Raw genomic sequence first — 20,594 nt, forward strand, 5'->3', positions numbered from 1 at the left:
GAATCGCCGTCGCACCCGATCTCCCTCCCCCATACCCCCTGCCCGTATAAGCTCGCGCCGACCGCCCCTGCGCCGCGAAGAGTTCGCCTCGGCGCTCTCCGGGGACCGTCCGGGGATGCTCCGGGGAGTTGCGTCCGCACCGGCGCACGGCGGTCCGTGTGCCGGCTCGCCGCCGGCCGCGGCGACGGTGAGGCGAGCGCGGGAGGGGCGGACTGATGGCGGGTGCGGACTGGCTGCCGGTGCTCCTGCTGCTGGGGGTGGCCTCGGCGGGAGTCGCGGTCGTGTACGCGATCGGCGGTGTCCTGCGGGTCGTACCGGAACCCCTCACGGGCGCGATGCCGTTCAGCGGAGGCCTGAGTCCGCAGGAGCACCCCTTCTCCCGCTTCCATGTGCGCTGGTACCCGGTGACGATGATCTTTCTCGCCTTCGACATGGAAATGCTGTTCATGTACCCGTGGACGCTCGTCGTCGGGGAGGTCGGCGTCACCGCCGTGGTGGAGATGTTCCTCTTCCTGGGCATCCTCCTGGCCGCGGTGGGCTACGCATGGCGGGAAGGCGCCCTGCGATGGACCTGAGGAAGCGGATCCTGCGGACCGCACTGGCCCGGCCCGCCGTCCTGCCGGCGGTCTGCCCGGGTGCGACGGAGGCCCGAGTGCTCCTGGAGCGCGAACTGCGCTCCCGGGGCTGGCCGTTGGCCACCGGCCCGGCGACGGCGAACCTCCTCGTCCTGGTCGGCCGTCCCGATCCCGCGCGGATGGACTGGTGCGAGGGGCTGTGGCGCGCGATGCCCGCCCCGCGGGCCCGCATCGTCATCGTCTCTCCCGAACAGATCGCGCGCGGCCTCGACGCGGGCGCTGCCGCGCTGCTGCGCCCGGCGGCCGGCAGTCCTCCGCTCCCCCGCCCCGGTGCGCGGCCGGAGGACCACCTGCACGGGGCCGCGCCGCACACCTCCCATGAGGGGCACGGCGAGCACGGGGCACGTCACGGCGCGCACGAGACGCACGAAGGTCACGGCGGACACGAGGGACACGGCGATCCCGAAGGTCACGGCGGACACGGCGGACACCGCGACCGCACAGCCCACGGCGGGCACGAGGGTCACGACATGGGGATGCAGGTCTCCGGGCTGCCCATGGCCGACCGCGCCGACGACCGCGATGGGCTGCGGCTCGATCAGCTCCATCTCCCACTGGGACCCGCTCTGTTGGACTGGCCCGCGGGTCTGGTGCTCCGCCTCGCCCTCCAGGGTGACGTGGTACAGCGCGTACACGTCGAGCAGATCGCTGCTCGGGCCGGCGAGGGGCGGCCGTTCTGGGACGAGCCGTGGCTGCGGGCCGCGGCGGGTGAGGAGGTACCGCGCGGACCGGCGGCACGACGGCTGTGTGCGGCACATCTCGACAGCGTGGGCCGCCTGTTGGCGGTGGCCGGATGGCCGGCGCAGGCGCAACAGGCCCGGGCCGCACGGGACACGGCGCTGGAGGGCGCCCCGGCGAAGGCTCTCGTGGCGGCGGTCTCGCCGTTGGTGCGGAGGGTCGGCCGTTCGCGGACCCTTCGATGGCTGACCCGAGGAGTGGGTGTGCTGGACGCGCGGACGGCCGCGGCGGCAGGCGTCTCGGGCCCGGCGCTGACAGCCGGCGGGGATGTCTGGGACCGCCTGAACGTCTGGCTGGACGAAGCGGCTCGCGCCGCCGCGATGTGCGAGGAGACCGCGCTCCTTCGCGGTCCGGACCTGGCCGGGCCACGCGGCGCTCTCGGCGGCCCCCTGCCGCCGTCGCAGGCCCTGCTCGACGTACTCCCCCCGCTCCTGGTGGGTGCGGAGTTCGCGAGTGCCCGGCTCACCGTGGCCAGTCTCGACCCCGATCTCGATGAACTCGCCCAGGCTCCCGCGGCGGTGACGGTGGCCCATGACTGACGCCACCTCTCTGTGGTCCGTCCTCGTCCTGCCCGGCGTCCTGGTGTTCGCCGCGGTGTGCGCGGCGACCGCGGATGCCGCGCTGGGGACGGGGCCCGGCGGCACGCGGCGCGCGGGGCTGCCCGGGCGTGAGGTTCTGCGGCTGCTGGTGCAGCAGCGCCGTACGACGAATGCCTCGGACCACCTGCTGCTGCGCGTCGGCGTGACACTGCTGCCGGTGGCCGCGGTCCTCGCCGGGGTCGTGGTGCCGCTGGGCTTCACGGCGGTGAGTGATCTCCCCGACGGAATCGTGTGGTTCAACGCGATGGAGGCCCTCGCCTGGGCGGCGGTATGGCTGGCGGGCTGGGGGCCGAACTCGGCCCTGTCGATGATCGGCGGCTACCGGTTCCTTGCTCAGGGCCTGGCGTACGAGATCCCTCACATGCTGGCCATCACGACCGCCGCGCTGGGAGCGGAGTCGCTGCGCGTCGGCGCGGTCGTCGACGCGCAGGGCGGGCTCTGGTTCGCGGTGTGGATGCCGGTCGCGTTCGTCATCTATCTGGCGAGCGCGCTGGCGATGGCCTTCTGGGGCCCTTTCGACCAGCCCGTCGGCAGCGACGCGGCGGGCGGGGCCGCGGCCGAACTGTCCGGTGTGGAACGGGTGCTCTTCCTCGGCGGGCGCCGACTGCTGCTCACGGTGGCCGCGGCCGCAGCCGTTCCGCTGTTCCTCGGCGGCGGCCACGGGCCGTGGCTGCCGGGCTGGGCCTGGACCCTGGTCAAGACCGCGGCCGTCCTCGCCGTCCTGATGTGGGCACGCCGCCGGCTGCCGGTGCTGCGCATGGACCGCTACATGGAAGTGGCCTGGGTGGTGCTGACACCGCTGGCCGTCCTCCAGGCCCTGGTGGTGGCCCTGGTGGTGCTCGGCCGATGACCGTGGAAGGGACCTGTCCGTGGTGAGTGATGTCGTCTTCTTCGTCCTGGCCGTCCTCGCCGTCGCCGCGGGGGTGATGGTCTTCGTCGTCGACTCCATGGCCCGGGCGACGTTCTCACTGCTGGCCTCGCTGCTCGCGGTGGCGGGCGTGGTCGTCCTGCTGGGTCTGAACTACCTGGGCATCGTCATCGCCTTGATGATGACGATCGAGATGGCCGTCATGGCCGTCTTCATGATCATGTACATGATGAATCCGGCCGGTCTGATGCCGATGACCATGATGCACAACGCCAAGGGCTCCGCGGTCCTGTGCACCGCGCTCTTCGTCCTCCTGGCGGCCGGGATCCTCCTGGCGCCGTGGCCCGCGCGCAAGGGACGACCGCCGCGGGACGTGACCATGGACCTGGGACTGTCCCTGATGGGTCCTCAGATGCTGACGATGATGACCCTGGGGATGGCACTGTTCGCGACGATCGTCTCCAGCGTGGTGCTGGCCACCCGCCGCGGCCGCTACGACCGTCTCGGCGACGGCCTCGACGCGCGGCGCCCCGACGACCCGGTGCGGGGAGGGGTGGGCCGGTGAGCCTCGAAGCCGTCCTGCTGCTGGCCGCCGCCATGTGGTGCACGGGCCTGTTCGGCGCTCTGACGCAGCAGTCGATCGTCATGCTGATGATGGGGCTGGAGCTGATGCTCGGTGGCGTCATCGTCGCCGCGGCCGGCGTCTGGTACTACATCGCGCCGGGCCGTGCGGACGGACAGGTCGTCGTCATCGTCGCGGTGACCGCCATGGCGCTGGAGATGGCGATCGGTTTCGCGATCGTCACCGCCCTGTTCCGTGACCGCGAGGTCGACATGACCGACATGGCCGCGGAGCTGAAGGAGTGAGCGGCGTGCTGTGGGCGCTCATCGCCCTGCCCCTGGGAGCGGGAAGCCTCCTGCTGGTGACCGGCCGCCGTGCCGACCGGGCGGCGGCCCTCACGGCCGTGACCACAATGCTCGTGACAGTAGGGCTCGCGGTGGCCGTGGCCCGCACACAGCCGTCCGTCCGTGCGCCCTTCCTGTCCGGCCTGCCCGCCGAACTGACCGTCGACGGGCTGTCCGGTCTCCTCGCCGTCACCGTCGCAGCCGTCACCTTGCTCGTCCTGGCCTTCAGTGCGGCCGAGTTCGGACCCGACCAGGCGCGCGCCCGCTTCTACGGTCTCATGCTGCTCTTCGCCGGAAGCATGCTCGTCACGGTCACCGCCGCCACCCTGCCGGTGCTGCTGATGGGCTGGGAGGTCATGGGCGCCACCTCCTGGGCACTGATCGGCTACTGGTGGCGCGACAGCGAGCGCGTCGGCGCCGCCGACACCGCCTTTCTCACCACGCGCACCGCCGATCTCGGTCTCTACCTCGCCGCCGGCGCCGCACTCGCCGCGGGCCCCACCGGCACGGTCGCCCTGGACGGCCTGGCGGAGGCGGCGGACCCGTGGCGCTCCCTGATCTGCGCCGGGCTGATCGCCGCGGCGTTCGGCAAGTCCGCCCAACTGCCGTTCAGTTTCTGGCTCTCCCGCGCCATGGCCGGTCCGAGCCCCGTCTCCGCCCTGCTGCACTCCGCCACCATGGTCGTCGCCGGTGCGTATCTGCTGCTGCGTACGAGCCCTCTGCTGGAGGCGTCCGGCTGGGGCACCCACGTGGTCGCGTGGACGGGAGCGCTCACCGCGATCGCGCTGGGCCTGGTGGCGCTGGTGCAGAACGACATCAAGCAACTGCTCGCCGCCTCCAGTTGTGCCCAGATCGGCTTCATGGTGCTGGCCGCGGGAGCCGGAGGGATCACGGGCGGCACCCTCCAGCTGATCGCGCACGCGGCCGCCAAGAGCCTGCTGTTCCTCATCGCCGGAGCGTGGCTGACCGCGCTGGGCACCAAGGCGCTGCCAGGACTGCGCGGCGCGGCCCGGCGGTACCGGGTTGCCGGCGTGCTGTTCACCGTCGGCGCGTGCACCCTCGCCGGGCTGCCGCCGTTGTCGCTGTGGGCGACGAAGGACGTGGTGCTGGCGGCAGCGCTGGAGACCTCACCCTGGCTGTACGCGGCGGGGCTGGCGGCCGCGGTGGTGTCCGCCCTGTACAGCGCCCGAGCGGTGTGGTTCGTCTGGCAGCCGGCGCGGACGGACGACCACGGTCTCGACAGCGAGGGGCGCGGCACCCGGCAGGTTCCCGGGCGGGTACTGCCGCCCCTGGCCGTGCTCGCCCTGGCCTGTGCCCTGCTGAGCCCGTTGGCGTTCGACCCGGCGCGCGCCGCGGTGTCCCGGGTACTGGGTGCGGGGTCCGAGCCCGCCCCGCACCTGTGGGAGTGGATGCTCTCCGGTGCCCTCGCTGTCGCCGCGGCGTCGGCCGCCTGGGCGTGGGCGTCCCGGAAGGCACCGCTTCCCACCCCGGCGCCGGGCCCCGGCGGCCCGGGGTCACCGGGCTTCCTCGGCGGCTGGCTGAAGCTGGAGCAGGCCGCCCATCTGCTGCTGGTACGGCCGTTGTTCGCCCTCGCCCGGACCGCCGCGCGGTTCGACGACCGTGTCCTGGACGCGGCCGTGCGCGGCGCGGGCCGCGGGGCGCTGGACCTGGCCCGCTGGTCCGATCAGCGGCTGGAGGCGGGGGTCGGCGGTTCGGTGTCCGCCGTCGCCTCGGCCGGGCGTGCGCTGGGCCGTCTCGCGCGACGGCCCCAGACGGGCCTGCTGCACCAGTACCTCGCACAGGCCGTCGCGGCCTTCACCGTCCTTGCCCTCGTGCTCGTCCTCGTGAAGTAGGTCCCCGGTGCTGACCGTCCTCGCCTTCGCCCCGCTCGCCGTCGCCCTGCTGCTCCTCGCGCTCCCCCGCCGTACGTCCGACCGGACGGTCCGCGCGATCTGGACGGCGACGACGGTCGTCCTGCTGGCTTTCGTCGTTGTCCTGTGGGCCGGCTACGACGCGGACGGGGGGATGCAGTACGAGACACGGGTGCGGTGGATCCCCGGCGCGGGCGTCGGCTACCACGTCGGTGTCGACGGGCTGTCCCTGCCGATGCTCGGCCTGACCTGCGTGCTGTTCGCGGCCTGCGCCGTACGGTCCTGGCGCGACACCCGCCGGATCCGCGAGTTCGCGGCGCTGTTCCTGTTCCTGGAAACGACGTGCCTGGGTCTGTTCGTCTCGCTGGACCTGATCCTGTTCTTCGTCTTCTTCGATCTGTCCATCGTGGGCATGTACTTCGTCATCGCCGGCTGGGGCCACCGCGACCGGGCGCGCGCGGCGCTGATGTTCTTCCTCTACACGTTCCTCGGTTCGCTGGTGCTGCTGCTCGGCTTCATCGGGCTCTATCTGGCCGCCTCCCCGCACACCTTCGACATGGTCGACCTCGCCGCGGCGGACCCGCTCGCCGGACGTGCCGGCTACGCGGGTGCGGTGCTGCTGGCGATCGGCATCGGGCTGGCGGTCAAGACACCGACCGTGCCGTTCCACACCTGGCTCCCGCTCGCGCACACCGAGGCGCCCGCCGCGGGCTCCGCCGTCCTGGCCGGGGTGCTGCTGAAGATGGGCACCTACGGCTTCCTGCGCATCGCCATGCCGATGCTGCCCGACGCCTGGCGCCGTCACGCCACCGTGATCGTCGTCATCGGTGTCGTCTCGGTCCTCTACGGAGCACTCGTCGCCCTGGCCCAGACCGACTTCAAGCGGATGATCGCCTACACGTCGGTGAACCACATGGGCTACATCGTCCTCGCCGTCGGCGCGGCCGCCGCGACCGCTGACACCAGTCGGCAGGCCCAGGCGCTGGCGGTGACCGGCGCGGTGACCCAGATGGTCAGTCACGGCCTGCTCACCGGCGCCCTCTTCCTCCTCGCCGGCTCCCTCTACGAACGCGGCCGCACCTACGACATGGACGCCTACTCCGGCATCGCGGCGCGCGCACCGGTGCTCACCGGCATGACGGCCATCGCCGCCTTCGCCTCCCTCGGACTGCCCGGCTTCTCGGGCTTCATCGCGGAGTTCCAGATCTTCACCGGCAGCCTCGGGCCCCGGCCGCTGGCCACTGCCCTGTCCGTCCTCGGCATCCTGCTGACCGCCGCGCTGTTCCTGCGCGCCCTCCAGAAGATGTTCCTCGGGCCGCTGCGGCTGCCCGACGCACCGGGAGCGGCCCGGCCGTTCGGTGATCTGCGCGCCCACGAGAACACGGCGGTCGTGCCGCTGCTGGCCCTGGCGGTCGTGGTGGGCATCACCCCCGGCTTCCTCCTCGACGTCATCGAGCCCGCATCCCACACGGTGCTGGAGCTGCTGACGCGATGACGGAGATGAACGAGAATCCCGTCGCGATCCTCCCCGAGATCTTCCTGGCCGCCGGGGCCGTACTCGGCCTGCTGCTGGGGGCCTGGCTGCCCCGCTCCCGCCAGTGGATCGTCGGTGCAGTCGCCGGGGCCGTCTGCACCGCGGGCATCGTCGCTGCCGCGGTCGCGGCCTCCGGAAGCCCGACCGCCGTCTTCGGCGACTCGTTCGCCGTCGACCCGCTCACCGGCGCCTGCCGCGTCGTCATCCTCGGCGGTGGTCTGATCGTCCTCGCCCTGAGCCTGCGCCCCCTGCACGCCGACCGGCGCGAGGCCGAGTTCTACGTGCTGCTCCAACTCGCCCTGCTGGGCGCGGTGATGCTGGCAGCGGCCCAGGATCTGCTGCTCCTCGCCGCCGCCTACCTGCTCGCCTCCATCCCCACGTACACCCTTGCCGGGTTCCGCAAGGACGGCCCCGGCACCGAAGCGGCCCTGAAGTACTACGTCGTCGGCGCCCTCCTCGGCGTTCTCCTGCTCACCGGCATCACCCTCGTGTACGCCACCGGTCGCGCGACCTCCTACCCCCTCCTGGCCACGGCACTGGAGGACGCCCCCGAGGCGCTGCTCGCCACGGGGGTACTGGGCGCACTGGCCGGACTGCTGTTCAAAGCCGGTGCGGTGCCCGCCCACTTCTGGGTCCCGGACGCGGTGCAGGGCAGCAGTCCACCGGTCGCCGCGCTCCTCGCCACCCTGCCGAAGATCGGTGCACTCGCCGCCGCTTTCCGCCTCGGGGCCGTGCCCCTGGCGGGCGGTCCTCTGCCGTGGGCGGCGCTGATCGCCGTCCTGGCCGCCGCGTCGATGACCCTGGGCAACCTCGCGGCCTTCTTCCAGAGCGACGTCAAGCGGCTTCTGGCGTACTCGACCATCAGTCAGGTCGGCTATCTGCTGATGCCGGTGGCTGTCGTGACCGCCTCCGACCGTGCCCAGCCGGCGCTGCTGTACTACCTCGCGGCCTACACCGTCACCAACCTCGGGGCATTCGCCGTGGTCTGCGCTCTGCCCGGGCGGACGACCGTCGACGACTACCGCGGACTGGCGCGTGAACGACCGCTGCTGTCCGTGAGCCTTGTCGTCTGCCTGCTGGGGCTGGTCGGCACCCCGCCCACGGCCGTCTTTCTCGGCAAGCTCGAGGTGTTCAGCGCCGTCATCGACGGCGGTTACGTCTGGCTCGCCGTCCTGGCCGCGATCAACACGGTGGCATCCGTCTTCTACTACCTGCGGTGGATCGTCCCCGCGCTCAGCCGCGATGACCGTCGGACACCCAAGGGCGGCCGGCAGGCGTACGACGAGGGAAGCCGCACGGCCCGCACGGTCGCCTGCACCGCGGCCGCCGCCTCGGTCGTGCTGGGAGTGATCGGTGGACCGGTGCTGGCCCTCCTGGACAGCCCGCTCACACGGTGACCGAACGCGACCGGCGACCGACCGCGAACCGGCTCCGCACCCGGGGTCGTTCGGCAGGGGCCGCGCCGGGCTGGGGACCTGTCACGCTGCCACCGACTCACGAGCGGTCTCCTCGGCGGGCACGATCGGTCGGTGCTCACCGACATGGCCGGCCGCGGTGCGCCAGGCAGCCGTCACGGCCTCGCGCACACGCGCCGACGCCAGGGACGCGTCCCCCGTGAGCCGCAGGGGTGCTCCGACGTGGACATGCAGGGCAGGCCGTCGCACGGGAGCGGTGACCAGGCCCGCGAGCTGCTTCGCCCAGGTACCGGACGAGAGCCGCCGGGCTCCCACCTGACCGAGCGGAGACACCGGAGCTCCGGTGTGCTGCGCGAGCCGGGCAACGCCCGTACGGAAGACCGCCGGAGGTGCTTCGCCGGAGCCCTTGCGGGGCGGGATGCCGCCCTCGCCGTACATGAGGACGATCCGACCGTCCGCGAGGGCGTCCGCGGCACCGGCCAGGGCGTCGGACGCCCGTGGGCCGTTGCGGTGCACCGGGACGAAGCCCTCGCGGGTGAGCGCCCGGCCGAGTCCCGGGATGCGCCAGAGCCCTGCCGTCGCCAGCACCACCGGCTCGACGCCGAGGCGGTGCAGCGCGGCGAGCACCACGGCCGGGTCGGCGAGGGAGGTGTGGTTCGCGACGACGACACTTCCGGGCACGAGCCGGGCCTCGGGGTCCGTCGTCACGGTGAGACGGCCGAATGCGGGCACCACGGTCCCGGCGATACGGCTGAGCATGGGCGGACCTCCACAGGCGCGGCGACGGGAAGAGATCCTCATCGTCGGCCGCGGGGGCCGGTCGGCGCCTGAGCGCTGCTACTCATCTCCCGAGTAGGTCACCCCGGCAAGGCCGTAGGGAGGGACGGCGAAGGCCCCGGTGCCGTGGTCGGCCGACCACGGCACCGGGGCCCTGTTCTCGGTTCGCATCCCGCGTCGGCGGTTCCTCAGCCGCGGCTGGCGGCGGCGCTGTTCCCGTAGCGGCGCTCGAAGCGCTGTACGCGACCGGCGGTGTCCATGACGCGCGACGTACCCGTGTAGAACGGGTGGCTCGCGGAGGAGGTCTCCACGTCGATCAGGGGATACGTGTTGCCGTCCTCCCACTGGATCGTCCGTGCGGAGTCGGCGGTCGAACGCGTCAGGAACGCCACGTCGGCGGCACGGTCGCGGAAGACGACCGGACGGGATTCGGGGTGGATACGAGGCTTCATGCGGTGTCCTTCCTGCTGCCGTCCGCCGGCCGCGGAGAGCCGGTGGACGGCGTTTTTCAGCGCTCCTCGCGGAACAGGACGTGCTCTCCCGCTGCCGCGTCGAACTTGCGCAGCACGAGGCGGTCGGGATCGTTGAGCCGGTTCTTGCGCGTCACATACGTGGTGCCGGTGCCGGCCGACGACCGGAGCGTGACGACGGGGCGTGCGGTACTGCGGGCCATGCGTCCTCCTTGCGCGAAACACCCACCTGAGCTTGTCTCGCTCATGTCAATGTCTGCTTGGTTCAACGGCGGGCCGGCCCGAGGTATTCCCCCGGGCGCGCCCGCCGGCGGGTCAGCCCTGGCGAGCCTTGAAGCGCGGGTCCTTCTTGTTGATGACGAAGGTGACACCCCTCCGTCGGACCACCTGCGCTCCCGGCTTCGACTTCAGGGAACGAAGAGACTTGCGAACCTTCACGGCGGTACCACCTTCCGTCGGGCCCCAGGCCGGAAAGCCTGTGCGGGTGGGACAACCGGGAACCGGCCGTCTCTATTCCTCCGGCACCGCCGGGCGGCCGCAGCCGCGCGGAGGTGCTGAGGCCGCACCGTGCGGAGATACTGCTCCGGTGAGCGGGACAGCGGACGACTCAGGCTTCTCGGGTCAGACGACCGATGCCGGTGAGGTCAACAAGCCCCTGCGGGACTTCCTCCGTACGGAGACGGGCAGTGCGGCCGTGCTGCTCGCCGCCGTGGTGGCCGCCCTCGTCTGGGCGAACGTCGATCTGCACGCGTACGAGATGGTGTGGGCCACCGATCTGTCCGTCCGGATCGGCTCGTACGGCCTCTCGCTGGATCTCCACGAATGGATCAACAGCGGACTCATGACGTTCTTCTTCCTCGTCGTGGGCCTGGAGGCGCGGCGCGAGTTCGATGTGGGCGAACTGCGCGACCGGCGCTGGGTGCTGCTGTCCCTCTTCGCCGGCGTCTGCGGCATGATCGTGCCGGTTCTCATCTATGTCGCGATCAACAGCGGCCGCGATTCCGTGCACGGCTGGGGTGCGGCGATGTCCACGGACACCGCCTTCGCGCTCGGCATCCTCGCGATCCTCGGCTCGCGGCTCCCGGCGTCGCTGCGGGCCTTCATCCTGTCCGTCGCCGTGGTCGACGACCTGATCGCGCTGCTGGTCATCGCCGTCTTCTACAGCGAATCCATCCATCTGCCGGCGCTCGCCGTGGCCGCCGGAGCCATGGTTCTGATCCTCGTGGTCCGCTTCACGGGATTCGGACGCGGTCCGCTGTACGCGGTGTTCGCCGTGGTCGTCTGGGTGGCACTCCTGAAGGCGGGCATCGATCCCGTGGTCACGGGGCTCGCGGTGGGGGCGCTCGCCGTCGCCTACCCGGCAGCGCGCAGCGATCTGGAGGCCGCCAGCGGGCTGTTCCGCCGCTTCCGGGAGCAGCCGACGCCGGAACTCGAACGATCCGTGCGGCGGGGCCTGGCCTCGGCCGTCTCGGTGAACGAACGCCTGGTGCAGATGTACCACCCCTGGACCAGCTATGTGATCGTGCCGCTGTTCGCCCTGGCCAACGCCGGTATCCCGGTGGGCGCGAGCGAGCTGGCGCGCGCCTTCACCTCCCCCGTGTGCCTCGGCATTCTCGCCGCGTACGTGGTCGGCAAGCTGGTGGGCGTCCTCGGGTCCACGGCGCTGGTCACCAAGCTCACCCGCCACCGGCTGCGCCCGCCGGTCGGCTGGGGTTCGGTCGCCGCGGCAGGCAGCATCGCGGGAGCCGGCTTCACGGTGTCCCTGCTGATCGCCGTGCTCGCCTTCGAGGGCGAGGAACTCGACAACGCCAAGATCGGCATTCTCGCCACGCTGATCGGCTCTTTCGTCGTCAGCTGGTCGATCACCCTGGTGATCGGACTGCTGCCCGCCCACCGTCGCGCCCGCGCCCTGCTCGGAACCACCGAACCCCTCACGGACCTCGCCGTCCCCGTCGACGAGGAACGGGACAGGATGCGCGGCCCACGGGACGCGCCGGTGACCATCGTCGAGTACGGCGACTTCGAGTGTCCCTACTGCGGCCAGGCGGAACCGGTCGTACGGGAGATGCTCGCGGACGAAGGAGACGTCCGGTATGTGTTCCGCCATCTGCCCCTGACCGATGTGCATCCCAACGCCCAGCTCGCCGCCGAGGCGGTGGAGGCCGCTGGAGCGCAGGGGGCGTTCTGGGAGATGCACGACCTGCTCATGGAGCGGCAGGACGCGCTGCGACCCACCGACCTGGTGCGCTACGCCTCGGAACTGGGGCTGGACGTGGACGCCTTCCGCCATCACATCAAGCATCGTCGTGGGGCCGGGCGGATCGCCGACGACGTGGAATCCGCCGACCTGAGCGGTGTGACCGGTACCCCGACGTTCTTCGTCAACGGGCGCCGCCATCAAGGGGCGTACGACATCGCCGGCCTGACGGAGGCCGTCGAACTGGCCCGCCAGCGCTCCCTGCTCACGCCGCCTGCCTGACCGCCTGATCAAGCTCTGCGCCCGAGGTCCCGCAGAACGCCCGGTGTCCGGGCCGTCAGCGGGTACTCGACAGGCCGGAACCGTTGTCGGTGCAGAGAGGGCAGACCATGACCGACACCTCCTTGAGGGCCGTGGGGTGGGCCCAGTCCTTCCCGGTGTCCGACGGCGTACGGGCAGGACGCGAATGGGCGCGGGAACACCTGGAGGCCCTCGGCTGGACCACGCGGGCGCCGGAGACCGTGGACGCGGTCCTGCTCACCATCTCCGAGCTGGTCACCAACGCGCATGTGCACGCCCACAGCGACGCCCAGCTCATCCTGACCTGGGACAGCGAGTGCCTGCACGTCAGCGTCCACGACTCGGACACCGGCGTCCCCACGCCCCGCGAACCGGACTCGACCAGGCCCTCGGGACGCGGGCTCGTGCTCATCGACGCTCTCGCGGATCACTGGGAGACCCGCCCCCAGCCGGGTGGCAAGACCGTCACGGCCTGCTTCACCCCGGGCGGCGAGCCGTCGCCGCACCCCGCTCACTGACAGATCTCAGGACAACGCGGGCTCACTGGTCGGTGAGCAGGCCCGAACGCAGTTTGCCCAGGGTGCGCGCCAGCAGCCGTGAGACGTGCATCTGGGAGATGCCCAGGTGCTCACCGATCTGCGCCTGGGTCATCTCGGCGCCGAAGCGCATGTCGATGATGGTCCGCTCGCGGTCGTCCAGCTGGTCGAGGAGGGGAGCGAGGGCATGGAGGTCCTCGAAGAGGTCCATCGCGGGATCGCACTCGCCCATGGTGTCGGCGTAGACACGTCCGCCGTCGCCCGCTTCGTCGTCGCTGACGCCGGGGGTGTCGATGGAACCCGCGGTGTAGCCGTTGGCGGCCACCAGCCCTTCGAGGACCTCCTCGTCGGTCAGGTCCAGATGGGCGGCCAGCTCCTTGACGGTGGGGTCGCGGTCCATGCGGGTGCAGAGCACTTCCTTGGCCTTGGCCAGGTCGACGCGCAGTTCCTGGAGGCGGCGCGGCACGTGCACGGCCCAGGTGGTGTCGCGGAAGTACCGCTTGATCTCGCCCACGATGTAGGGCACGGCGAACGAGGTGAACTCGACCTCGCGGGCCAGCTCGAACCGGTCGATCGCCTTGATCAGCCCGATGGTGCCGACCTGGACGATGTCCTCCATCTCACCGCTGCCGCGGTTGCGGAACCGCCGGGCGGCGAAGCGGACCAGGGACAGGTTCATCTCGATCAGCGTGTTGCGGGCGTACTGGTACTCGTGGGTGCCTTCGTCCAGGGCCTGGAGCCGGGAGAAGAACAGTCGCGACAGCTCCCGGGCGTCCTTGGGGGCGATCTTGCCCGCGTCGTCGATCCAGGGCAGTCCGCCCGCGGCGTCCACCACCGCCGGCGGTGCCGACCGGCGGGTCGTGCGGGGCGTTCCGCTCACCTGCGTGGATGTCGTCACGACGTCACCTCGGGATAGGGGCCTGTTAGGCACCTGCCCGGACAGCGCAGCCCTACACCGTTGCCGCCCGACAACTTTTGCACGGGATCAGAACCGGCCGGACCGGGAGGCCGGGTCGGACCGACGGACCGGACCGTCGGATCAGCCCGCTGGATCAGCCCGATGGATCGGACCCCGGGCAGGACGTGCCCACGGCCCGGGCCACCGTCAGGCGCGGTGACTGCCGTAGTACCCGCCGACCTCCTGGTGATAGCCCAGATCCCCGATGTGCTTCGCCTTGTCGAACTCGGGAGCGTCCTTGATCTGCGCCTTCGTGCGGTCGACGTGGATCGTCTCGCCGTCCGTGTCGATGCGGGAGACGGTGCCCGCGGGCAGCAGAACCTGCTTGCCGAAGATCCATATCCCGGTGTCGACGACCAGATAGGCGGAGCCGATGTCGTCGGAGTGCTTGTCGACCTTGCCGATGCTTCCGTCCAAGGCCTCGACCTTGAACCCGACCAGGTCGACCCCCGCGATATGCCCTGCCGTCTGCGGGTAACCCCAGATGTTCTCGCTCACGCGCGCCTCCTCGCCGTCGGTGCACACCCGGCCGGCGGGTCCCTTCACGGAGCCCCGGCCCTGACGGACTCCGAGTGCCCCTGTGGGAGCGGGTCACACACCGCGCAGGACACGCGGCGCGAGCCGTAGCACCATGGAGATCCCACCGCGCTCCACGAGCTGGAGGACTGCCATGGAGACCCAGGCGGCCGGTACACGAGACACGTTGTCGCTGCTGCGGATCTATCTCAACGACCATCTGGCCGGTTCGACGGGCGGCGTGGAGCTGCTGCGGCGCTCGGCGCGGTCGCACCGGAGCAGCTCGATCGGGAGGGAACTCGCACGGCTGGCCGCCGAGGTGGCGGCGGACCGGGAGGCGCTGCTCCGGCTCATGGCGCAGCTCGGTGTGCCGCCGCAGCGGGCCAAGGTCGCCCTGGGGTGGATCGGTGAGAAGGCGGGCCGGCTGAAGTTCAACGGCCGCGTCGCCTCCCGCTCCCCGCTCAGCGACGTCCTGGAGCTGGAGGTCATGCGGCTGGGGGTGGAGGGGAAGGCGTCGTGCTGGCGGACGCTGCGTGCGCTGGCGGAGTCCGACGACCGGCTGGACGCGGTCCTGATCGACGGACTCCTCGACCGGGCGAAGGAGCAGGCAGCGGCCCTGGAGGCACTGCGGACGTCCGTCGCTGCCGACGTGCTGGGCGGCGGGCGCGCGCGGAAGTGACGCCGGGAGCCGTCCGGTCCATGGGCCGCGTCTGAGATGCTGGCGCGGTGTCCCATCCATCGTTCGACGCGGGCCCGATAGCGGCCGACCCTCCGCACCGTACGGAGAACCCGCTGCTCACGCAGTCGTGGCTGGACCTTGCCTTCCTGCACTGGGCCGTGGACCCGGCCGATGTGGCTCCGCTGCTCCCCACCGGTACCGTGCCCGACACGCTCGACGGGGTCAGCTATGTCGGTCTGGTCGCCTTCCGGATGCACCGCGTGGGGTGGTTCCGTCTGCCCGGTGTCCCGTATCTGGGGACCTTCCCGGAGACCAATGTCCGGCTCTATTCGGTGGACACGCACGGACGGCGTGGGGTCGTCTTCCGTTCGCTCGACGCCTCACGGTTCATCCCCGTGGCAGTGGCCCGCGCCCTGTTCCGACTGCCGTACATGTGGTCGCGGATGACCATCCGTCACACGGACGACACGATCACCTACCGCAGCGCCCGGCGTTGGCCGGGGCCCCGGGGCGCGCACAGCAGGATCGGCATTCGCATCAGGGAGAGCATCGAGGAGCCGACCGACCTCGAACACTTCCTCACCGCTCGCTGGGGCATGCACAGCACGTTCTTCGGACGGCAGCTCTACCTGCCCAACACCCACCCCCGGTGGCCGCTGCACCGGGCCGATCTGGTCGAGTGCGACGAGTCCCTCATCACGGCCGCCGGGCTCCCGGAACCCGTCGGCGACCCGGTGAGCGTCCTGTACTCGCCCGGTGTCCCGGTACGGTTCGGCCGCCCCGCCCGGCCGGGCGGCATCCCCACACCCTGACGGCGCCGGTCAGGGGTCTTCGCCGTCGGCGGCGAGGGCCTTGTTGCGGCGTACGGACGACAGGAACGACGCCCCGATCAGCACGACGCCGATCAGACCGGTGATGATCTCGTTGATCTGGTACTGGATGGTGACCAGCAGGATCACGGCAAGGGCGCCGATCGCGTAGTGCGCGCCGTGCTCCAGGTAGACGTAGTCGTCGAGCGTGCCCTGGCGGACCAGATAGACGGTCAGCGACCGAACGTACATCGCGCCGATGCCGAGACCCAGTGCCATGAGCACGATGTCGTTGGTGATGGCGAAGGCGCCGATGACACCGTCGAAGGAGAACGACGCGTCCAGGACCTCCAGGTAGAGGAACATGAAGAACGCGGCCTTGCCCGCCAGGACCACGGCGGACGGATCCTTTCCGCTGCGCCGGGCCTCCTCTTCGGCCCGGTGCTCGCGCTCCTCCTCCTCTTCGAGCCTGTTCTCGAAGAACCCCGACAGCCCGCCCACCACGAGATACGTCACCAGCCCCGCGACACCCGAGATGAGCACGGTCTCGCCCTTGTCGACGTGTGTGCCGCCGTGCTGATGGGCGTGGGTCGCGACGGTCGTGGCGCTGATCATCAGCACGATCAGGGCGATGCACACCGACAGCATCTCGATCTTGCCGAGCTTGGCCAGCGGGCGCTCGAGCCAGCCGAGCCACTTGATGTCACGGTCGGCGAAGACGAAGTCGAGGAAGATCATCAGCAGGAACATCCCGCCGAACGCGGCGATCGAGGGATGCGCGTCGGTCACCAGTTCCTCGTAGCGGGGCTTGTCGGTCAGGGCGAGATGCACCGCGTCGACCGGACTGAGCTGGGCACTCACGGCGACGATGACGACCGGGAAGATCAGCCGCATACCGAAGACGGCGATCAGCACGCCCACCGTGAGGAAGATCGTCTGCCAGAAGGCGCTCATCTTCTTCAGGATTCCGGCGTTGATCACCGCGTTGTCGAACGACAGCGAGACCTCCAGCACGGTCAGGATCGCCACGACCCCGAGTGCCGCCCACCCGTCGTAGAACACCGCCACCACGAGGCCGAGGGCGGTGACGCCGAACGACCAGCGAAATGTCTTCCACACCATCCGCCATCCCCATCAATCGCGTAGGCAGACCGACCTCACCCACCATAGGCACCAGGGCCGACGGGCGATCAGTTGACGTGCTGCTGCCAGTCGGGAGGTACGGCGCCCTGCGGCCCGGGCGTCGGCTGGGCGAGGGGATGGGCGGTGGGAGGCGGCAGTTGGGGGCCGCCTTCGTAGTACTGCTCCGTCTCGACGTTCCAGAACCACTCCTCCCCCGGTTCGAAGCTGGTGAGGAACGGGTGCCCCTCCTGCTTCGCGTGCCGCGTGCCGTGCTGCGACGGTGACGAGTCGCAGCAGCCGATGTGGCCGCATGCGGCGCAGCGGCGCAGATGCACCCACCAGCCGGGCCCGTCGCCGGCCAGGCAGTCGGCGCATCCGTCCCCGCTGGGCTTCGCCGCGGGGTCGATACCGGGGATCCGGTCGTCTGCCATGGGGTTTCTCCTCACTCAGCCCGAGGCTGGTTCGGTTCCGGTACTGCCGACGCCCTCGGGCGGCGGACTGTCGTCGTCCGAGGGAGGTGTGATGGGCAGACAGACACGGAAGCGCGTGTCACCGGGCCGCGAGTCGACCCGGATGTCGCCGTGGTGCTTGTTGACCACGATGCGATAGGAGATGTCGAGACCGAGCCCGGTGCCCTCGCCGACCGGTTTGGTGGTGAAGAAGGGTTCGAAGATCCGCGGGCGGACGTCCGCGGGGATGCCGGGGCCGGTGTCGCGTACCTCGATGAAGAGACGCTCGTCCTCCCGCCAGGTGGTGATCGTGAGGGTGCCGCTGCCCTCCATCGCGCTGAGCGCGTTGTCGATGAGGTTCGTCCACACCTGGTTGAGTTCGGCGCCGTACGCCGGGACGGGCGGCAGGGTGCGGTCGAACTCCTTGACCACGCGCACACCGGAGGGAATCTTGGCCTGGAGCATCACGAGCGTGGCGTCGAGGAGTTCGTGCACATCGACGGGCTGCTGGGCGGAGCGGTCGAGCTGCGAGTACTGGCGTGCCGCGTCGACGAGCCCGGAGATGCGGCTGACAGCGTCCTCGATCTCGCTCATCAGCAGCTCGGTGTCGACGGTGTAGGTGAGCCATCCCACCGCTGCCTGACGGTTCTCGTCGCCCAGGTTCTCGGTCGCGTCGGCCAGCCAGTCGGGGTCGATGCCGCCGGCGACCAGCACGGGTGCGATGTCCCAGGGCCTGGCGACCTCGTGGTCCTCCAGCCAGTCGGCGACCTCGTCCTCCGCGTCGGACGATTCGATCGCCGTCAGCTTGGGGGCGTTCGTGGCCCGCTTGACGGCCGCGTCCTGCATCTCGACCAGCCGGTGCAGCTGGGTCCCGTCGACCCGGCCGTCGGCGATGAGGGCGAGCTTGTGGCGCATCTTGGTGACCCTGTCGCGCAGGGTGTCGGTGGCCCGGACGGCCGCGGCCGCGGGGTTGTTGAGCTCGTGCGTGAGGCCGGCGGTGAGGGAGCCGAGGGCGACCAGCCGTTCGCGTTCCCCGACGATGGTGTTGCTGGCCCGGGTCCCGAAGAAGAGGCCTTCGAGCAGGTGCAGCGCCATCGGGAACCAGGTGCGGACGGCGTAGGAGAACTCGTCGGCGGGCAGGACGAAGAGTTCGACGTCGGTGATCGCCACCAGGGTGTTGGGGTATGCCTGATCGACCCGGTCCCCCATGTAGGCCTGGGTGGCCCCGGCGTAGACGCCCCGCTGGTCGGTGCGGTTGAACTCGACGTCGTCACCGTGGACACGGCGGCCGATCGAGACCGTGCCGCTGAGCAGGACGAAGAAGCAGGTGGCGTCCTCACCCTCGGAGTACACGGGCGAGCCGCCCGGCCGTGTCTCGACGCGGCCGCGTTCGGACAGCCACTGCAACTGCTTGTCGTCGAGCGCCTCGAAGAGGAACAGTTCCTGAAGTTCGGCCGGGGTGAGCCCGGTACGGGGGCCCGGGTCGTTCATGGCGCCTCCAGGTAGCGGTGCACGAGGGAGACGGCCATGGCACCCTCACCCACCGCGGATGCGACCCGTTTGACGGAATCAGCGCGTACGTCTCCGGCGGCGAAGACTCCGGGCACGCTGGTTTCGAGGTGGTACGGGTCCCGGGACAGCGGCCAGTGGGCGGGCCTTTCCCCTTCGGTCAGCAGGTCGGGACCGGTGAGCACGAAGCCGCGGCCGTCACGGGCCACGACGCCGTCCAGCCAGTCGGTGGGCGGCTCGGCGCCGATGAAGATGAACAGCCAGGAGGTTTCGGTGGTCACGACGTCACCGGTCCGGTTGTCGCGCAGCGTGAGCCGTTGCAGATGCCTGTCGCCCGCGCCGCCCGTCACTTCGGTGTGCGGATGGACCTCGATGTTGTCGATGGCGCTGATCTGCTGCACGAGGTAGTACGACATCGACCGGATCAAGTCGGCGCCGCGGACGAGGAGATGGACGCGCCGGGCGTACCGGGAGAAGTAGACGGCGGCCTGACCGGCGGAGTTGGCGCCGCCGACGATGTACACGTCCTGGCCGGAGCAGTTCGCTGCCTCGAAGGACGCGGAGCCGTAGAACACGCCAGCCCCGGTGAACTCGTTGAGGCCCTCGCCCTCCAGTCGCCGGTACGACACCCCGGTGGCGAGGACCACCGTGTGCGCCCCGATGGAGGTGCCGTCGCTGAACCGCAGCACCCGGCCCGCTCCCGCCGCTTCCAGGGCGACCACCTCACGGGCGCTGAGGATCTCGGCGCCGAAGCGGGTCGCCTGGCGGCGGGCCCGGTCCGTGAGCTGCGCACCGGACACCCCGTCCGGGAAGCCGAGGTAGTTCTCGATGCGGCTGCTCTGGCCGGCCTGCCCGCCTGTCGCGCTGCGCTCCACCAGGACGGTCCGCAGGCCTTCGGATGCCGCGTAGACGGCGGCTCCGAGACCGGCGGGGCCGGCGCCGATGACGACGACGTCGTAGAAGTCGGAGGCGGGTGTGGTGCTCAGGCCGACCTGGGCGGCGAGCTCGGCCTCGGTCGGCGACTGCAGGGTCTTGCCCTCGGACGTGATCACCAGCGGTACGTCGTCGGCGCTCAGACCCGCGGCGTCCAGGAGCCGTCTGCCCTCGGGTTCGTCGGCCGCGATCCAGCGGTAGGGGACGAGGTTGCGGGCGAGGAACTCCCGCACGGCGAAGGAGGGCGCCGACCAGCGGTGACCGACGATGCGGGTCTCTCCGGCACCTCGTTCGGGGGCGTTGGTCCACAGCTCCAGCAGGGAGTCCAGCACCGGGTAGAGGTTCTCCTCCGGCGGGCTCCACGGCTTGAGCAGATAGTGGTCGAGATCGACGATGTTGATGGCGTCGATGGCGGCCCCGGTGTCGGCGTACGCCGTCAGCAGGACGCGTCTGGCCAGCGGGAACAGGTCCATCGCCGCTTCCAGGAACTGCACGCCGTTCATCGTCGGCATGCGGTAGTCGGCGATCATCACGGCGAGGGGTTCGCCCCGCAGCTTGACCTCGCGCAGAGCCTCCATCGCCTCTTCGCCCGACGGTGCCCGGAGCACGCGGTACCGGTCGCCGTACCGGCGACGGAGGTCGCGAGCGATGGCTCGGGAGACTCCTGGGTCGTCATCGACGGTCAGGATGGTCGGCTTCGCCATGCCCACCATCATGCGCCGCACCGATCACGAATGCGATGCGAATGCCCGGCGAGCGCGGAACCGGCGGTC

General features: G+C 70.9%; 22 protein-coding genes. 12 read left to right on the top strand and 10 right to left on the bottom strand.

What is annotated here, in order from left to right:
• Positions 1 to 215 precede the first annotated feature (215 nt).
• The 8 genes from RPQ07_RS03150 to RPQ07_RS03185 are packed head-to-tail and all read left to right on the top strand — an operon-like array spanning position 216 to position 8,548.
• Complete coding sequence (locus RPQ07_RS03150) at positions 216 to 575, top strand: NADH-quinone oxidoreductase subunit A (RefSeq protein WP_313942445.1); 360 nt, start codon at positions 216 to 218, stop codon at positions 573 to 575.
• Positions 566 to 1,912: a hypothetical protein gene (locus RPQ07_RS03155; protein WP_313942446.1), complete on the top strand. Its 1,347-nt coding sequence runs from the start codon at positions 566 to 568 to the stop codon at positions 1,910 to 1,912. The genes RPQ07_RS03150 and RPQ07_RS03155 overlap by 10 nt, the downstream gene beginning before the upstream one ends.
• On the top strand, positions 1,905 to 2,822 hold the full coding sequence (locus RPQ07_RS03160; RefSeq protein WP_313942447.1) for an NADH-quinone oxidoreductase subunit H: 918 nt from the start codon (positions 1,905 to 1,907) through the stop codon (positions 2,820 to 2,822). Before RPQ07_RS03155 ends, RPQ07_RS03160 begins: the two co-directional genes overlap by 8 nt.
• A gap of 19 nt (positions 2,823 to 2,841) precedes the next feature.
• The gene (locus RPQ07_RS03165) at positions 2,842 to 3,405 is read left to right on the top strand and encodes an NADH-quinone oxidoreductase subunit J (protein WP_313942448.1); all 564 of its coding nucleotides are present in this window, start codon (positions 2,842 to 2,844) and stop codon (positions 3,403 to 3,405) included.
• Positions 3,402 to 3,707 (top strand): NADH-quinone oxidoreductase subunit NuoK, encoded by a 306-nt coding sequence (locus RPQ07_RS03170; protein ID WP_313942449.1) that lies wholly within the window; start codon positions 3,402 to 3,404, stop codon positions 3,705 to 3,707. Before RPQ07_RS03165 ends, RPQ07_RS03170 begins: the two co-directional genes overlap by 4 nt.
• Positions 3,704 to 5,599, top strand: a complete 1,896-nt coding sequence (locus RPQ07_RS03175; RefSeq protein WP_313942450.1) for an NADH-quinone oxidoreductase subunit L — start codon at positions 3,704 to 3,706, stop codon at positions 5,597 to 5,599. Before RPQ07_RS03170 ends, RPQ07_RS03175 begins: the two co-directional genes overlap by 4 nt.
• Positions 5,600 to 5,606: 7 nt before the next feature.
• The gene (locus tag RPQ07_RS03180) at positions 5,607 to 7,112 is read left to right on the top strand and encodes an NADH-quinone oxidoreductase subunit M (protein ID WP_313942451.1); all 1,506 of its coding nucleotides are present in this window, start codon (positions 5,607 to 5,609) and stop codon (positions 7,110 to 7,112) included.
• Positions 7,109 to 8,548 (top strand): NADH-quinone oxidoreductase subunit N, encoded by a 1,440-nt coding sequence (locus RPQ07_RS03185; RefSeq protein WP_313942452.1) that lies wholly within the window; start codon positions 7,109 to 7,111, stop codon positions 8,546 to 8,548. Before RPQ07_RS03180 ends, RPQ07_RS03185 begins: the two co-directional genes overlap by 4 nt.
• Before the next feature lie 81 nt (positions 8,549 to 8,629).
• On the opposite strand, the gene RPQ07_RS03190 is transcribed toward RPQ07_RS03185, so the two are convergent.
• The 4 genes from RPQ07_RS03190 to ykgO all read right to left on the bottom strand — a co-directional run bounded on the left by RPQ07_RS03190 (position 8,630) and on the right by ykgO (position 10,251).
• A complete protein-coding gene (locus RPQ07_RS03190) occupies positions 8,630 to 9,325 on the bottom strand; it encodes a lysophospholipid acyltransferase family protein (protein ID WP_313942453.1) in 696 nt (231 codons plus the stop codon).
• A gap of 206 nt (positions 9,326 to 9,531) precedes the next feature.
• Positions 9,532 to 9,795: a type B 50S ribosomal protein L31 gene (locus RPQ07_RS03195; protein ID WP_313942454.1), complete on the bottom strand. Its 264-nt coding sequence runs from the start codon at positions 9,793 to 9,795 to the stop codon at positions 9,532 to 9,534.
• A gap of 56 nt (positions 9,796 to 9,851) precedes the next feature.
• A complete protein-coding gene (rpmG, locus tag RPQ07_RS03200; RefSeq protein WP_313942455.1) occupies positions 9,852 to 10,016 on the bottom strand; it encodes a 50S ribosomal protein L33 in 165 nt (54 codons plus the stop codon).
• A 112-nt stretch (positions 10,017 to 10,128) separates the two neighbouring features.
• On the bottom strand, positions 10,129 to 10,251 hold the full coding sequence (gene ykgO / locus RPQ07_RS03205; protein WP_028801377.1) for a type B 50S ribosomal protein L36: 123 nt from the start codon (positions 10,249 to 10,251) through the stop codon (positions 10,129 to 10,131).
• 148 nt (positions 10,252 to 10,399) lie between these two features.
• Between ykgO and RPQ07_RS03210 the strand changes: the two genes are divergently transcribed.
• Together RPQ07_RS03210 and RPQ07_RS03215 are read left to right on the top strand one after the other, a co-directional pair.
• The gene (locus tag RPQ07_RS03210) at positions 10,400 to 12,292 is read left to right on the top strand and encodes a Na+/H+ antiporter NhaA (protein WP_313942456.1); all 1,893 of its coding nucleotides are present in this window, start codon (positions 10,400 to 10,402) and stop codon (positions 12,290 to 12,292) included.
• 107 nt (positions 12,293 to 12,399) lie between these two features.
• Positions 12,400 to 12,828 carry an ATP-binding protein gene (locus RPQ07_RS03215; RefSeq protein ID WP_313942457.1) on the top strand — a complete coding sequence of 143 codons (429 nt, stop codon included), beginning with the start codon at positions 12,400 to 12,402 and terminating at the stop codon, positions 12,826 to 12,828.
• Between the two features lie 22 nt (positions 12,829 to 12,850).
• Here the strand turns inward: RPQ07_RS03215 and RPQ07_RS03220 are convergent, their stop codons facing one another.
• Together RPQ07_RS03220 and RPQ07_RS03225 are read right to left on the bottom strand one after the other, a co-directional pair.
• Positions 12,851 to 13,681 (bottom strand): SigB/SigF/SigG family RNA polymerase sigma factor, encoded by an 831-nt coding sequence (locus RPQ07_RS03220; RefSeq protein ID WP_313948761.1) that lies wholly within the window; start codon positions 13,679 to 13,681, stop codon positions 12,851 to 12,853.
• A gap of 270 nt (positions 13,682 to 13,951) precedes the next feature.
• Positions 13,952 to 14,302, bottom strand: coding sequence for a PRC-barrel domain containing protein (locus RPQ07_RS03225; RefSeq protein ID WP_313942458.1), 351 nt, complete (start codon positions 14,300 to 14,302; stop codon positions 13,952 to 13,954).
• 172 nt (positions 14,303 to 14,474) lie between these two features.
• Here RPQ07_RS03225 and RPQ07_RS03230 point away from each other — a divergent pair, with 172 nt between their 5' ends.
• Positions 14,475 to 14,999 (top strand): hypothetical protein, encoded by a 525-nt coding sequence (locus tag RPQ07_RS03230; protein WP_313942459.1) that lies wholly within the window; start codon positions 14,475 to 14,477, stop codon positions 14,997 to 14,999.
• A 47-nt stretch (positions 15,000 to 15,046) separates the two neighbouring features.
• Positions 15,047 to 15,811 (top strand): YqjF family protein, encoded by a 765-nt coding sequence (locus RPQ07_RS03235; RefSeq protein ID WP_413777696.1) that lies wholly within the window; start codon positions 15,047 to 15,049, stop codon positions 15,809 to 15,811.
• Between the two features lie 9 nt (positions 15,812 to 15,820).
• On the opposite strand, the gene RPQ07_RS03240 is transcribed toward RPQ07_RS03235, so the two are convergent.
• From RPQ07_RS03240 to RPQ07_RS03255, 4 genes are all read right to left on the bottom strand, one after another.
• Positions 15,821 to 16,930: a DUF475 domain-containing protein gene (locus RPQ07_RS03240; RefSeq protein ID WP_313942460.1), complete on the bottom strand. Its 1,110-nt coding sequence runs from the start codon at positions 16,928 to 16,930 to the stop codon at positions 15,821 to 15,823.
• Positions 16,931 to 16,998: 68 nt separating this feature from the next.
• Positions 16,999 to 17,361, bottom strand: coding sequence for a UBP-type zinc finger domain-containing protein (locus RPQ07_RS03245; RefSeq protein WP_313942461.1), 363 nt, complete (start codon positions 17,359 to 17,361; stop codon positions 16,999 to 17,001).
• A gap of 15 nt (positions 17,362 to 17,376) precedes the next feature.
• Entirely contained in the window at positions 17,377 to 18,870 is a 1,494-nt protein-coding gene (locus RPQ07_RS03250; protein ID WP_313942462.1) for an ATP-binding protein, read from the bottom strand.
• Complete coding sequence (locus tag RPQ07_RS03255) at positions 18,867 to 20,525, bottom strand: FAD-dependent oxidoreductase (protein WP_313942463.1); 1,659 nt, start codon at positions 20,523 to 20,525, stop codon at positions 18,867 to 18,869. The genes RPQ07_RS03250 and RPQ07_RS03255 overlap by 4 nt, the downstream gene beginning before the upstream one ends.
• Positions 20,526 to 20,594 lie beyond the last annotated feature (69 nt).

Origin of the sequence: Streptomyces sp. AM8-1-1 (assembly GCF_032229325.1) — a bacterium.
GTDB classification, from domain to species: Bacteria; Actinomycetota; Actinomycetes; order Streptomycetales; family Streptomycetaceae; genus Streptomyces; species Streptomyces achmelvichensis.

Bases quoted from the DNA above. Each gene is read 5' to 3' on its own strand.
- RPQ07_RS03150 (WP_313942445.1), top strand. From the start codon at position 216: ATGGCGGGTGCGGACTGGCTGCCGGTGCTCCTGCTGCTGGGGGTGGCC.
- RPQ07_RS03155 (WP_313942446.1), top strand. From the start codon at position 566: ATGGACCTGAGGAAGCGGATCCTGCGGACCGCACTGGCCCGGCCCGCC.
- RPQ07_RS03160 (WP_313942447.1), top strand. From the start codon at position 1,905: ATGACTGACGCCACCTCTCTGTGGTCCGTCCTCGTCCTGCCCGGCGTC.
- RPQ07_RS03185 (WP_313942452.1), top strand. From the start codon at position 7,109: ATGACGGAGATGAACGAGAATCCCGTCGCGATCCTCCCCGAGATCTTC.
- RPQ07_RS03190 (WP_313942453.1), bottom strand. From the start codon at position 9,325: ATGCTCAGCCGTATCGCCGGGACCGTGGTGCCCGCATTCGGCCGTCTC.
- RPQ07_RS03195 (WP_313942454.1), bottom strand. From the start codon at position 9,795: ATGAAGCCTCGTATCCACCCCGAATCCCGTCCGGTCGTCTTCCGCGAC.
- rpmG (WP_313942455.1), bottom strand. From the start codon at position 10,016: ATGGCCCGCAGTACCGCACGCCCCGTCGTCACGCTCCGGTCGTCGGCC.
- RPQ07_RS03215 (WP_313942457.1), top strand. From the start codon at position 12,400: ATGACCGACACCTCCTTGAGGGCCGTGGGGTGGGCCCAGTCCTTCCCG.
- RPQ07_RS03230 (WP_313942459.1), top strand. From the start codon at position 14,475: ATGGAGACCCAGGCGGCCGGTACACGAGACACGTTGTCGCTGCTGCGG.
- RPQ07_RS03240 (WP_313942460.1), bottom strand. From the start codon at position 16,930: ATGGTGTGGAAGACATTTCGCTGGTCGTTCGGCGTCACCGCCCTCGGC.
- RPQ07_RS03245 (WP_313942461.1), bottom strand. From the start codon at position 17,361: ATGGCAGACGACCGGATCCCCGGTATCGACCCCGCGGCGAAGCCCAGC.
- RPQ07_RS03250 (WP_313942462.1), bottom strand. From the start codon at position 18,870: ATGAACGACCCGGGCCCCCGTACCGGGCTCACCCCGGCCGAACTTCAG.
- RPQ07_RS03255 (WP_313942463.1), bottom strand. From the start codon at position 20,525: ATGGCGAAGCCGACCATCCTGACCGTCGATGACGACCCAGGAGTCTCC.